Source organism: Reichenbachiella sp. (assembly GCF_039941815.1).
Lineage (GTDB): Bacteria > Bacteroidota > Bacteroidia > Cytophagales > Cyclobacteriaceae > Reichenbachiella.
Window position 1 is genome coordinate 243,094 of the sequence record NZ_JBDVDW010000059.1, and the last position, 12,846, is coordinate 255,939.

Annotated in this window: 13 protein-coding genes; 10 read left to right on the forward strand and 3 right to left on the reverse strand. The window is 39.9% G+C overall.

Annotation, left to right across the window (positions count from 1 at the left end; translation table 11 throughout):
- From ABJF11_RS13675 to ABJF11_RS13715, 9 genes are all read left to right on the forward strand, one after another.
- Window positions 1-1,485: a Na+/H+ antiporter NhaC family protein gene (locus tag ABJF11_RS13675; RefSeq protein WP_348120436.1), complete on the forward strand. Its 1,485-nt coding sequence runs from the start codon at window positions 1-3 to the stop codon at window positions 1,483-1,485.
- Complete coding sequence (locus tag ABJF11_RS13680) at window positions 1,485-2,054, forward strand: GNAT family acetyltransferase (RefSeq protein WP_348120437.1); 570 nt, start codon at window positions 1,485-1,487, stop codon at window positions 2,052-2,054. Before ABJF11_RS13675 ends, ABJF11_RS13680 begins: the two co-directional genes overlap by 1 nt.
- Window positions 2,055-2,188: 134 nt before the next feature.
- The gene (locus ABJF11_RS13685; RefSeq protein WP_348120438.1) at window positions 2,189-2,977 is read left to right on the forward strand and encodes a Fic family protein; all 789 of its coding nucleotides are present in this window, start codon (window positions 2,189-2,191) and stop codon (window positions 2,975-2,977) included.
- Window positions 2,970-3,860, forward strand: a complete 891-nt coding sequence (locus ABJF11_RS13690) for a YitT family protein (protein ID WP_348120439.1) — start codon at window positions 2,970-2,972, stop codon at window positions 3,858-3,860. Before ABJF11_RS13685 ends, ABJF11_RS13690 begins: the two co-directional genes overlap by 8 nt.
- A gap of 46 nt (window positions 3,861-3,906) precedes the next feature.
- Complete coding sequence (locus ABJF11_RS13695; protein ID WP_348120440.1) at window positions 3,907-4,140, forward strand: hypothetical protein; 234 nt, start codon at window positions 3,907-3,909, stop codon at window positions 4,138-4,140.
- Window positions 4,141-4,330: 190 nt separating this feature from the next.
- Entirely contained in the window at window positions 4,331-5,506 is a 1,176-nt protein-coding gene (locus tag ABJF11_RS13700; protein ID WP_348120441.1) for a hypothetical protein, read from the forward strand.
- Window positions 5,507-5,604: 98 nt separating this feature from the next.
- Window positions 5,605-6,027 carry a hypothetical protein gene (locus ABJF11_RS13705; protein ID WP_348120442.1) on the forward strand — a complete coding sequence of 141 codons (423 nt, stop codon included), beginning with the start codon at window positions 5,605-5,607 and terminating at the stop codon, window positions 6,025-6,027.
- A 284-nt stretch (window positions 6,028-6,311) separates the two neighbouring features.
- Window positions 6,312-7,136, forward strand: coding sequence for a hypothetical protein (locus ABJF11_RS13710; RefSeq protein ID WP_348120443.1), 825 nt, complete (start codon window positions 6,312-6,314; stop codon window positions 7,134-7,136).
- Between the two features lie 180 nt (window positions 7,137-7,316).
- Complete coding sequence (locus ABJF11_RS13715; RefSeq protein ID WP_348120444.1) at window positions 7,317-8,483, forward strand: PIN domain-containing protein; 1,167 nt, start codon at window positions 7,317-7,319, stop codon at window positions 8,481-8,483.
- A gap of 587 nt (window positions 8,484-9,070) precedes the next feature.
- Here ABJF11_RS13715 and ABJF11_RS13720 read toward each other — a convergent pair.
- Together ABJF11_RS13720 and ABJF11_RS13725 are read right to left on the reverse strand one after the other, a co-directional pair.
- Entirely contained in the window at window positions 9,071-10,069 is a 999-nt protein-coding gene (locus ABJF11_RS13720; RefSeq protein WP_348120445.1) for a metal-dependent hydrolase, read from the reverse strand.
- Between the two features lie 4 nt (window positions 10,070-10,073).
- A complete protein-coding gene (locus ABJF11_RS13725; RefSeq protein ID WP_348120446.1) occupies window positions 10,074-11,123 on the reverse strand; it encodes an LD-carboxypeptidase in 1,050 nt (349 codons plus the stop codon).
- Window positions 11,124-11,240: 117 nt separating this feature from the next.
- Between ABJF11_RS13725 and ABJF11_RS13730 the strand changes: the two genes are divergently transcribed.
- On the forward strand, window positions 11,241-11,903 hold the full coding sequence (locus ABJF11_RS13730; RefSeq protein ID WP_348120447.1) for a SemiSWEET transporter: 663 nt from the start codon (window positions 11,241-11,243) through the stop codon (window positions 11,901-11,903).
- A gap of 67 nt (window positions 11,904-11,970) precedes the next feature.
- On the opposite strand, the gene ABJF11_RS13735 is transcribed toward ABJF11_RS13730, so the two are convergent.
- Window positions 11,971-12,807: a DUF4625 domain-containing protein gene (locus ABJF11_RS13735; RefSeq protein WP_348120448.1), complete on the reverse strand. Its 837-nt coding sequence runs from the start codon at window positions 12,805-12,807 to the stop codon at window positions 11,971-11,973.
- Between the last annotated feature and the right edge of the window lie 39 nt (window positions 12,808-12,846).

Consider the following 12,846-nt stretch of genomic DNA (forward strand, 5'->3'; position numbering starts at 1 on the left):
ATGAGCGAGTACGGATTTTGGTCATTACTACCTCCGCTGGTTGCTATAGTACTGGCGCTTAAAACCAAGCAGGTTTTTTTATCTCTGACTCTGGGAATTTGGATCGGGTGGGTAATCATCAACGGTGGTAATGTACTAGCCGGATCATTCGATACCCTCAATGCTTTCGTAGCCGTATTTGAAGATGCGGGAAATACCAGAACAATCATCTTCACGCTGATTATCGGGGCATTGATCGCACTGATCCAGCGCTCAGGAGGCGTGGCAGGATTTATTACTTTAGTAAAAGCTAAACTGGAGGATCAAGGAGCAAAGCACGCGGATAAAAAAAATAGAAGATTGGTTCAGCTATTTGCTGCTTTGACAGGGTTGATCATTTTCGTTGAATCTAATATTTCCATTCTGACCGTAGGCACTTTATATCGACCCGTATTTGACAACCTAAAAATATCGAGAGAGAAGCTGGCTTATCTGGCCGATTCCAGTTCTGCTCCCTCATGTATTATTTTTCCGTTCAATGCGTGGGGTGCATACATCATGGGTTTGCTGGTCATGCAAGGTTTTGATAGGCCATTCGCCACCATGATGACTGCCTTGCCTTATAACTTCTATCCCTTTCTTGCTTTGGGGCTTGTAGGGTACACCATCTTTTCCGGCAAGGATTATGGTCCGATGAAAAAAGCTGAGACCAGAGCCAGAGAAGAGGGCAAACTACTAGCAGATGGTGCCACTCCGATGATTTCAGATGAAATCTCTATGCTGGAGGCCAAAGGCGGTGTAGCCCAAAGGAGCATAAATATGATTTTGCCAATCGTGATTATGATAATCATGATGCCAGTCATGCTGGTATATACTGGATGGGGCAGTCTGGAGTCGACAGAAGGCAGCCTCCTCACTTTGGCGTTTCAGGCTATGGGTCGCGGGTCAGGTTCCATCTCAGTACTGACTTCTGTAACGACTGCACTTGTAATCGCTATCGCTTTCTACAAGGTTCAAAGACTACTGGGCATCAAAGAAATGATTGACCTTTCGCTGAAGGGAATGTCGGGGATGGTGTCACTAGCGATTCTTATGGTCTTTGCTTTTGCCTTGGGGAGTCTGTGTAAGGAGCTCAAGACCGGACTCTATGTTGCGGAAATATCCAAAGCCTGGCTTTCGCCAAACCTCGTACCGGCCATTGTTTTTCTGGTAAGTTGTTTTATTGCTTTCAGTACAGGGACTTCATGGGGTACGTTTGCCATTATGATTTCTATTGCTGTCCCGATGGCCGAAGCCATGGGCACTGATGTGCATCTGGCGATAGCTGCCGCCATCGGTGGCGGTGTATTTGGCGATCACTGCTCTCCTATTTCAGATACCACTATTATTTCATCTATGGCCTCAGCCAGTGACCATGTAGATCACGTAAACACACAGCTGCCCTATGCTTTGACAGCTGGTGGCGTGAGTGTTCTGCTGTATTTAATTGTTGGTTTTTTAATGTAATGATTTCCAGAAAGGCAACCATACCGGATATACCAGGTATTCTGAACCTTCAAAGTCAGAACTTGATCAGTGAGCTTACCGAGGAGCAGAAAGATACAAATGGATTTGTGACAACACCTTTTACCCCTGAATTATTAGAGGAAATCATAAATCTTGGTTGGGCATTTGTAACAGAGATAGATGGACAAATAGTGGCTTATTTATTTGGTGGTTCATGGTCCTATTATGAGCAGTGGCCAATTTTTCCTTACATGACGGCCAGATTTCCACAATGGAACTTAGCAGGCCCTCAGATTACGACGGAAAACAGTTTTCAATATGGGCCTGTTTGCATAGATGCTAACCATCGGGGCAAAAAAATCATTAATGCATTATTCGAAGCCATGCGTCTGGATTTCAAAAAAACTTACCCCTTGGCTGGGACATTTATCAATCAGGCCAATCAGATTTCTACCAAAGCACATCTAAAAATCGGCTGGACGATTGTTGATGAGTTTGATTATGATGATAACCTATATTATGGATTGGCATATGATATGAGGGTAAGTGTTGTGAACCCTAGTGATTGAATAGAAAAAAACAGCATAACTTCAGTTTTTTTTCAAACGGACTCACAGATCTCAGTTTATTAGAAAAGAGCTCTGACTTGAACTTTTTTTAAGGCAATATTGTCACATGCCTAACATAAATTAGAATTTATTTAATGGAGATATTACCTGCAAGCGAGATTCGAATTGATTATAACGAAATTCAGGAAGTACAAGAAATTTTAAAATCAACATTCAGAATCATCACATTTAGCCGTGAGCACTTGGCTGATGATCTACTTAATACTTATTTAGAGAGTACCACTAATTTGCAGGAGCTTTTAAGTATAAAGAATGCTCAAATGGAAGCTCAAAACGATGAGGAAATAGTTCTTTATGAACGCTCTCTCAATTCAACATTAGCTGTCATAATTGAAGAGATTAAAAATGATGTCGATTTCACATCTGAATTACAATTGTTCCAACTGCTTAGATCTATCTCTCCAGAATCACATCTCTTTCATCCAAATAGATATAGAGATAAACTGGTTAGAATTGGAAATTATATATGCCCAGAACCTGACGAAGTTAGCTCACTAGTATCTCAACTATTCCACAATATGAATAGCATTCAAGAGCCGCTCATCAGAGCCATATATTTTCATCATGAATTGATTCGAATTCACCCATTCAGTGATGGGAATGGCCGAACTACAAGAATTGCGAAGAACTGGATTTTAATGTACAACTTGTATCCGCCAATTTTTGTCAGAGACGCAGAAGAAAAGAGAGAGTATATCGATACGCTTAGCAACAGTTTTTCTAGTCTCGAAAAAAATCCAGGTAAATGGAATAGTCATTTAGAAGATTTCTTTCATCAGGAATTGAGAAGAATTAAACAAAATGCTTCATTGGTATATGAGTCTGTTAAGAATCTAGGAGAAAGTAGAAACCAAAATGAATAATTACAAGCGCGTTTTTTCTGAAATTTTCCAAATCAGTATGGGCATACTTCTCGCCAGCTTAGGTTTGAAAGGTTTTTTACTACCTAATGGTTTTTTAGACGGAGGTGCTACTGGAATAGCCATTCTGATAAGCAAACTATATGATGTCAACATTTCTCTGGTACTCATAGCAGTCAGTTTACCGTTTCTTGTTTTGGCATGGTTCACATTAACCAAACGCATACTGATAAAGTCAGTATTGTCTATCGTCTTTTTAGCCATATTTATTCATTTTGAAAACTTTCAATCCGTCACTGATGACAAACTACTTATAGCGATTTTTGGTGGCTTACTTTTGGGCGCAGGGATCGGTTTAACGATAAAAAATGGAGCTGTTTTAGATGGCTCTGAAATATTGGGGATTTTTTTTAATAACCGATTGGGTATCAGTATCGGAAAAACGATTTTGTTCTTTAATATCATTCTTTTTGCTATCACCACCCTCTTATTATCCATAGAAGTGGCCATGTATTCTATTCTCACTTTTTTGGTAACAGCGAAAGTAATAGACCTCATGATAGAAGGATTCGAAGACTATGTGGGTCTCATGATCGTCTCAGAAAAAGTGAATGAGATTGAGCAAGAATTGGTAAAAAAAATCGGAGTTGGTATGACCTTGTACAAAGGATCCAAAGGCTATGGCAAGCGCGGCATGCAAACTGAAGGAGATATTATTCATACGGTAATAAATAGAATTGATATACGAAGAACCTATGACATGATAGATAGCATCGACAAGAATACATTTGTCATAGAATTTGATGTGAACAATATCAAAGGAGGCATTCTGAAAAAGTACTTAACCAAAGATAGTATCCAACAAACAATCAATAATATGAGCTAATATCTAACTCTGGATAGAAAAGACTATTCTTACCTAGAGAAAATATTTGACTATAAAAAAAGGATTAGACAGTACCTCCCCTGAGTCTACAGCCCCATTTGCAGGAATGGGAAATATGTACTTTGATTCCGTAAAAGACTTCGGAAAGGCTTTCGATCCGAAAGAAGAAATGTTCTTGAGTAAAAAAAGAGATGTACTGGAGATGGATCACAACAATACAGGTGTACTCACTGGTCTATTATCCAATCAAGAAATTGAGTCCTTTGATGTAAGCATATAGAATTGCATCTATCAAGCAGTAGTCAGCAAACAGACTGGTCGCAAATTTTTCACACTGCGTTTCGTACAACTAGTTTACCTTAAGAAATGATCAAGCACGCTTAACTTTTCATTAACAATTGATAAGAGAATATTAACAAAGTCTTAGGCTAACCTATCCTTTATTTGAATTCATAACAATCACAAAACCTATGAAATTCAAATTAATCGTCCTTTTAATCCTCCCAGTATTTTTCACATTTGCACAAACCCATGAGCTGATTATTCAGCCCCATATTAGATTACCACAAGACAGCGTGACCAGTCAGCTACTAATAGAGGCTCTTAATGGCTTTTTAGAGGCTGCGGCCAAACCCAATGAAGAAAACACCTGGGTGCTCGAATCTCAAAAAATAGAAACTCATATCCTGCTAGATGAGTTCAAGGACATTGAAAAAAGTAAGGCGTTCTCCGACGACAACTTCTACAAACCCTATTTGAACAATGTGATAGCACTCAATGAAAATCAATACCTCATCCAGCTTTCCTACATCGGCGTAAAGGATACCGTGAGTCACTTACGTGCTGCTTTCGAATTGATTGCGCACCAAATGAATGACACCTTCAAATTCTCCTCACCTCTATTGAGGAATACACGTAATTGGAAAACTACTGAGGTGAACAACAACATTTTTCACTATGAAGAAAACATCAATGAAGACCATGTAAATACCTTCGGTAAACTAGCGGCCAAATTCGATGAGAAACTAAAAGTCGGTGATCAGGTCACAGAATTCTACTGCACAGAAAACCTTACCTCTTTATTGAAATTGATGGGAGTAAATTATCGACTAGACTACAATGGCGTGCGTAAGGCCAACTTCAGTTCAACGCTAGACAATCGAAAGCTAATCATTCTCGGCAATGACAATGCGACTTTCCAAAATATGGATGAGCACGATCTATGGCACGACCGATTGAGTCTGGTAATTTCCAGAAGAAAAGTGAACAAACCCATAGATGAAGCTTGTGCCTATCTGTATGGTGGCAGCTGGGGAATGACCTGGGAGGAAGTTTTCAATCAATTTGATGAAAAAATAGCCAGCAATAAAAAAACAGACTGGATGAAGATCAAAGAAGAGCCTGTAAACTTCGGAGAGAGCCGCGCCACCCATCTGATGGCCGACTATGTAGTGAATGCACTCATCGTGCAAAGCATAGAAAAGGAAAAAGGCTTCGAAGGTGTTTGGCAATTGCTAAACTGTGGGCCATACGAAAAAGGTAATGGCAATTATTACTCAGCCTTACAACAATTGACAGGCATCAGCAAAGAAAACTACAATAAGGCAGTTTGGAAATTGATCAAAGAAGAAAGACAGCTTCCATAGGCAGAATAAATACACTTGATGCAACCCTTTCGTGGTATGATGCATCTGGAGTTTAGTTTTATAAATTTTTCACTTACTCATAAACTAAACTCCAAACTATGACTACCAATCTAACGCCTCCGATGTGGAGACAACATGTATTACGCGTACTATTTTTACTCATCCTTGTAGGCCTGGGGCCGGATCATTGGGTTGAGGTATTTGCGCCTGGCAAAGTACCGAGCCCCATTTCTGGGGTAACGATCAGTTTCTATGCTGCCTTCTCTTTTTTATGTCTTTTGGGTATTCGGCACCCTTTGAAGTTTATTCCTCTCCTTTTGATCCAACTGGTCTATAAATCCGCATGGATCATAGGTACTTATCTGCCCGCCAAAAGCGCTGGCCTATTGGATGAAAATTATGAATCCTGGTTTTGGTCGATGGCACCCGGCATCGTAATCGATCTATTCATTATCCCCTGGGGATATGTCTATCGAGAATACTTGAAGGACTTTTTTGTATGGAAAAAAGCCGCTGTGTAGCTTTTACGCCTTGAGACCTTCCAATCTCTTGTAATTTCCCTAAATATCCACTACTTTGATGATCGGTCTGGACAGCAGCCAGACCGTACCCGCCAATGGATGCCTACAAATGGTATCGACTGGTCTAACCGCAGCCATTCTGAGAAACATAAATAAACGTTTAAAAAAATGCTTAATCATCATTTATTTGATTTAATGCATGATCTTAAACAAATTCAGACAAGCAGGCACATATGGTAAATCATGTGCATGCACATTGATCAGACGTTATAGAGCATCGCAGAATGGACAAACCAATCAAAATAAATTCTATTGAGGAGATTAAATCCAAACTGTCTGAAATAGAAGATAAAGGAAAGAAATCACGAATTACAAGATTCATTGTTTCTGCACTAAGCAGTATTCCTTGGGTAGGTGGGTTTATTGGTGCAAGCTCAGCTTTGCATGCAGAAAAAGAACAAGGAAAAATAAATGATCTACAGAAACTCTGGATTGAAGAACATCAAAGAAAAATTGAAGAATTAGCCCACACTATTTTCCAAATCATTGACAAATTGGAGTTATCCGGAATTGATGCTAAAGAAAGGATGGAAACAGAAGAATATTTAACTCTAGTTAAGAGGGGGTTTAAAGAATGGGACAACTCTGAAACCACCGAAAAGAAAGAATACATACGCAAACTTCTTACAAATGCATGTGCAACTAATCTTTCAACTGATGACATGATTAGGCTTTTCATAGAATGGATAAGGACATACCATGAAACTCACTTTTTAGTGATCAAAGAAATTTATAAGAATCGAGGAATAACTAGAGGCCAAATTTGGAGGAAGATAAGCCAGTCGCAACCATCCGAAAATTCTGTTGAAGCTGATCTTTACAAGTTACTAATTCGCGATCTAAGTACCGGTGGCATAATAAGGCAACATAGAGAAACGGACTATTACGGAAATTTTATAAAAAAGACTCCTGCAAAAAGAGTATCTAAAACTGGAGCAGCCACTTACAAATCTGCGTTTGATGATATTGAACAATATGAACTAACTGAAATGGGTCAACGCTTTGTACACTATACAATGGAAGACGTAGTTACACAAATTGACGGATAAAAACCCTTTAACAAATGTTATGAATGAATGGGGTTTCATTGGTCAGGATAGTTTCGTGGGGATTGGAAAGTCCGCCACAATTAATATATTTATACAACGGTGCGGCTATGTACCTGAAGAGAGGTTAGTGCTTTCTAATCCCCACTCATCATAGCTGGTCCTTAGAGACAATATTTAAACATGGATAATTTCTACCTTAAAAAAGTATTTCCTGAAGCTGAGAAAATTTTCGAGTTTGAACACAAAGAATTTAACTCCATTAAGGATAACTGTATTTTCGTGTTTGACACTAATATTCTCTTCGTTCCTTTCCTCATTAGTAAACAGGGACTCAAGGATTACAAAAAAATATTCAAGTCTTTAAAAACCAAAAAGAAGCTGTTCATACCTTCTAGAGTTGCAAGAGAGTTTGCAAAAAATAGAGGTGAAAATTTGAAATCAATTTTCAGAAAACTTCATGAAGCAAGAGATAGGACAAACAAAGGCGGATTTGACCTAAGCAGTCTGCCAATCCTTGAAGAAGATGATAGCTATAAAAGAGTAAAGGAAATAGAGAAGCAAGTTTCTCTTTTAAAAGAGGAATATCGTATTAAAATTGATGAGCTCGCTGACCACATAAAGTCATGGAATTGGAATGATCCAGTTAGTACATTCTATCGTGAACTATGGGATAAGGATATGATAGTTGAAGTTAAACAAGATGAGCAAGAATTAATCAAAGATTTAGAATTCAGGCAAAAACACGAAATAGCTCCTGGTTTTAAAGACTCAAAAAAAATAGATGATGGAATTGGCGATCTCATTATATGGAGAACTGTCTTAGAACTTGCAAAAGACAAGCAAAAAAACATTGTTTTCGTAACCAATGAAGAAAAGAACGACTGGTTCTACTCTGAATTCAACACAATCCTATATCCGAAATTTGAACTCTTCGATGAATTTCGGAGGTTTACAGGAGGCCACTCAATAAGTATCATAAACTTTGAGAAATTTCTGATTGCACAAAACGCCAGTGAAGAGACCATAAAAGAAGTGAAAGAACTTCGTGCGGCCAGTGGTTTTTATATTATTGACAAGGAGGGTTTCGTATTCGAATTAGAAAAAAGCTTAAAGATTGCCAAAGATAAAAATGGCTTTGTGAGTTCTCGATTTTTCATTGAAACTGTACTCGCTGAAAAATTCTTCGATATTGGAAGTAGTTGGGAAATGTGCAACCGATTAACGGAAGAGAATGTCATCGAGCAATATCAATATGAAGACCCTAACGGACTCTATCCACCACTTAGAGCAATAAGATTGAAGCTAAAGAGCTTGGTCAATAATGACGAACCGGAACCTAAAGAATAAAAGTAAGGTCGCTAAAAACCCATAGACTAATGAGCTACTTGCAAAGGATATTTGAATCAGATACTTTTAATGAAATTAACAAAGGTCAAGCCTACAGATTTTAGCTGGGCTTTACCTTTCATTCCAGCTAAAGCAAGTTTGTCCCAGTATAAAAATCGTCCCTCCCCACAAACCACATCTCCTATTTGAGTCTTGAGCAATTGAAAGTTTTATATCATAACTACCGCAGAACGAGAGAAAAAATCGGATGGGAAGGCTACTTGAAGTGATCCTTTCTATGCATTTGAAAACAAGAATAGCAGCAGGACTGCAAAATCACAAAATAAATCTATAAGTTATCACTGCAGTATTGGCCGGATTTTTCCTGTTTACAGCTTGTAAGCTCCTCTCCTGACCGGCCGACGAGGCACTTTCGGACAACTAATACTACAACCGAGACAAAAGCGATATCTAGTACAACCGGATGGGAAATTGGTTCGAACTGGGCAATACCAAGATGAATGCTGATGTAGTCTCCTTCGAAGTACTCGGACCAGAATATGCCAAAGACAAAACCATATCTATAGAGGGAATGAAACCGTAACTGATTAATTCCCCTTCACTCGCTGCCACAAATCTGCCAGTAGTTTCTTACCATCCCGTTTGTCTTTGGGCACTTCTGTAAACGTGACATGACCGCTTGAATCTGCTATGATCTGATAGCTAAACACAAAATCCTGTGCATTTGGCTCTAGACTCAACAGCCCAAATCGCAGATCGTTGAAATACAGCTGTCCCTCCTTTTGAGTGATGGTATACCACCCTTCTGAAATGGCGATCATTCGCTGTACTGGTTCCTGATCAATTAATTCGCCCAAGAGCTGATGATTCTTAGGATAAGATTCAAAGCTGATCGGTTGTGAATCAAACAACGAATAATTCCCTAACAAATAAGCCTCTTCGGTTTCTACATTGGCGCTCCACAAAATGGTGTTCATAGGTGATGGGCGAGTATCCAGTTGCGAATAGCTGATGTTTTGCGCTTTCAAGGCGGATTCAAATTGCGCGAAAGCGATCGATTTCGGCAAAAAGGTGAGTAGTAAATACCCAGTGCTCACGCACAAACCCAGACGATTATAAAACTGACGCTTGGCTGTAGTGCGTTTTTGCAACATCGCCAAAATCAAAAACACTAAAAAAGGCAAAGTGTAGAGCGGGTCGATCACAAATATGGTTTTGAAAGCCAACCGTAGGTCAAACGGCCAAAACAACTGCGTACCCCACGTGGTATGCGCATCTAAAATGGGATGTGTAATGAAAGCCCAGAAGAACAGCCAGGACCAACTTTTGAAATCCTTGAGGGTTTCGAATCGAGAAACCAGCCACCCAAATAAGGGCGCAAAAATCACGGAAAAAACAATGGAGTGCGTAAATCCGCGATGGATTGCCAGCGCGGATACGGTATCGGTGACATGTGAAGCCATCACATCCAAGTCTGGAATGGTACCTGCTATGGCACCATAGAGCATGGCCTTGTTGCCCACTTTCTTTCCCAGCACCGCTTCACCTACAGCCGCTCCTAAAACAATTTGTGTTACAGAATCCATATAATCACTCTACCCCACTCTCTAGTAGTCTCAAACTAGCCTTTTCGACATCTAATGCTGCCCGAACACCTAAAGGCAATGTAGCATTGTCATCAATATGTCCTACTGGCAAACCATAAAGCACGGGAATTTTCAAATCGCCGAATCGGTCTTTCAAAACGTTTTCTAAACTGGTAGATAAGGCAAAATCAGGATCATCTGGTTTGGTTTCACAGCCGTTGAATACACCTAAGGCGATGCCTTTGGCTTGAGCCAGCTTGCCGGAGTTTAGTAATTGGGTAAGCATACGATCTACACGATAAGGAGATTCTCCCACATCCTCGATGAATACAATCTTGTTGGTAAAGTCAATATCATAGGGTGTACCCATCAATGAGCACATTAAACTAAGGTTTCCTCCCACGAGCGCCCCTTCGGCTGTGCCTGCTACAATTCGTAAAGTTTGATAGGCAGGATCATCCTTCTTTTCCCACTCCTTTGGTATGTCGAATTTTGCAGCCTTGCCTTTCATTAAGACTTGTTCGAATCCCTTTTCGGTAAATGCTGAGTACTCAGACGCCCCTACGGGTCCGTGAAAACAAACCAGCCCGGTTTTTTGATGAATTCCATAGAGCAATGCCGTGATGTCGCTATAGCCAATCAGCACTTTCGGATTAGCTTTGATTAGTTCATAATTAATGTCTGATAGCAGGCGTCCAGATCCATACCCACCTCGTGCACAAACGATTCCTGCGATAGAGGAGTCTTCGAACATGAGATGGAGATCGTCGAGTCGTTGCTTGTCGGTACCCGCTAGAAAACCTTTGCGCACACTCATATTTTCGGTAAAACGCACGTTGAAACCCATATCTTCTAAGTTTTCCACGGCCTTTTCGAACGCTTGTCTCGTCACAGCACTAGCCGGAGTGATCAACCCAATGGTATCTCCTTTGCGCAAAGCCTTAGGTTTTATGAGTGGTTGGCTACCGGTAGATTGTGCATTTACAGTATTGACAGTGAGTAAGGTGGCGGCTGAGGCCACCGCCGATTTCTTTACAAAACTTCTTCGATCCATAGAATCGAAAATAAAGAATTCGCGTACAAGATGAAGGTTAATGAAAAATATATTGTTAAAATTGATCTAATCTGAAATTCGAAGTGTGGGTTTGCCGCACAAATCATCAATACGAATATGGAATTTTATATCCCTTTTTTTGGCTACCTGGCGGTGGCTCTGACTACTGCCAGTTTTGTGCCGCAAGTATGGCAATCGCTAAAGACCAAGTCTGTTGAAGACCTCTCTCTCTGGACACTTATCATTTTTGTTTGCTCCTCTAGTAGTTGGCTTACATACGGAATCTTGATTTTCGATATTCCTATCATTCTTACCAATACCATAGTTTTCAGCTTGCAAATGGCACTTTTGGTACTCAAACTCAAGCATAATGGCCCAAGAAAGCTAAAAACCAAAATAGAGCATGCAGCGATGTGGGTGCAAGATCTCGACGGCATGGCTCAATTTTACGAAAAGTATTTTCAGGCCTGGAAGGGCAATAAATATGAAAACCCCACCAAGAATTTTTCATCCTATTTTCTCTCCTTTGATCATAAAAAGACAAGAATGGAGCTCATGCATAATCCAGAATATATTCCTAAATCAGAAAATGGTGCCCGATTCAATGGATTAGCTCATTTGGCATTTTCTGTCGGTTCGAAGAATCGTGTAGATGAACTGACAGCACAATTTAGAACTGACGGCTATCAGGTTCTTGGAGAGCCGCGAACCACTGGAGATGGCTACTACGAAAGTGTAATCGCCGACCCGGAGGGTAATTTGATAGAGATTACGATATAGTGCTAAAAAATAGACATAAAAAAAGGGCTAATGCCCTTTTTTTATTAACTAATTAATTATTCAACTATCAATCAAAGTGAATTTCTATAGCGTTTCTGCTGATATTGCCCTCACCATCCGTAGCCTGAACGATCAAATAAAGATGTTCTTCTTCTTCTAATTCGTCTAAGTCTGCTTGGGTAATTATAATAGATTCATTCGCTAACAAATCTTGCAATAAAACCGAAGTCTCACCCTCTACTTCATATTCTTCTTCAAAGATATTATCTTCCAATATACGTCCATGATCATGTCCATCGGCTCCCGCCTCTTCTTCGAGATGGCCAACTGAAATAAGTACATGATCCAACGTACCTGATTCATCTTCCACTTCGCCATAGATCGCAAGTGCCTCCCCTAAAGTGCCTTCTAGTTCATCGATTTCTGCATCATTTGCATCCATAAGATGAATATGCGCCATGGTTTCATTCGTAATCCAAATCTCGATCTCAATACTAGAATCATCCTGAAACGAAGTCGCATTTCCGGCTGCATCTATGGCTTCCATAATGAAATGATATGGTCCGGCTGTCGCTTCTGCATCTATATTTACCTCTTGAATCACGTGAGTATCCGTCCCTTCCACCTCATAGCTTTCGCTAAAACTAAAATTTTCTACCAATAAGCGACCATGCGCGTGTCCATCAAAGTTGTCATGGATGGTAATACTATAGGTAGCCAAATTCACGTCGTCTTCAAGGTCGGCATGTACATCCATAGCAGTACCTGCTGCTACAGCCTCTCCATTTACTGGATCCTCCAGAGTAATTTGAGGTGCTGAAGTATCCACAGTGTCATCGTCGTCACAGGAATAGAAAGCTGGTAAAATCAAAATGGCCAATAGCCAATTTTTAGTCTTTTTCATTTGAGTATATTTAAATGCAACAATATTGCAATATTAACA